Source organism: Roseinatronobacter ekhonensis (genome assembly GCF_900499075.1).
GTDB classification, from domain to species: Bacteria; Pseudomonadota; Alphaproteobacteria; order Rhodobacterales; family Rhodobacteraceae; genus Roseinatronobacter; species Roseinatronobacter ekhonensis.
This window is the reverse complement of sequence record NZ_UIHC01000194.1, coordinates 1-606: the sequence shown is the minus strand read 5'-3', so window position 1 is coordinate 606 and position 606 is coordinate 1. Positions and strand designations below refer to the sequence as shown.

Sequence of the window (606 nt, the reverse complement as noted above, 5' to 3'; positions counted from 1 at the left end):
CCGGCAGATCGGCCGCCGCGACGGTGTAAGATGCCGCTTCCAGGTCAGAAGCCAGAGCGTCGAACCACGCCCAGCCAGCCGGGCCCTCAGCCGCTGTGCGAGTCGCGCTGCCAACTGGTCCGAGCACAGCCGCGCTCGCGACCTGTTCGCCGAAGACGAGGCCAGGTCGGCAGGCGGCGACGAGCCGCAGGAAGGCGGGGGCGAGGTGGCGATCATCGTCCTGTCCCTTGCGCTGTCCGGCCTGGCTGAAGGGCTGGCAGGGCGGCGAGCCGGTCCAGACGGGCAGATCCTCGACCACGCCGGCGAGGCGCAGCGCGTAGGGCCAGCCGCCGATCCCGGCGAAGAAATGGCATTGCTTAAAGCCCCGCAGGTCCGACGGCGTGACGTCGAGGATGGACCGCGCATCCACCTCGCCCGCGGGCAGCAGCCCGGCCGCGATCAGTTCCCGCAGCCATGCGCAGGCCAAGGGGTCGGCATCGTTGTAGTAGACGGCCATCAGGCGGCAGCGTCTGCCTTGTCGCCAAGCCGCTCCGACTTCACCTCGGCAAAAGTCCGGCCGTCGCCGTCGAGGATCGCGTCCTTGCCAGTGTCCGCCTGCCAGCGCTC

The 606-nt window shown here is 70.5% G+C and carries 1 protein-coding gene; it reads right to left on the bottom strand.

The window, feature by feature from the left end; all coding sequences use genetic code 11:
• Positions 1 to 496, bottom strand: a 496-nt coding sequence (locus ROE7235_RS19825) for a DNA cytosine methyltransferase (RefSeq protein ID WP_147434299.1), incomplete at its 3' end; no start/stop codon positions are given.
• Positions 497 to 606 lie beyond the last annotated feature (110 nt).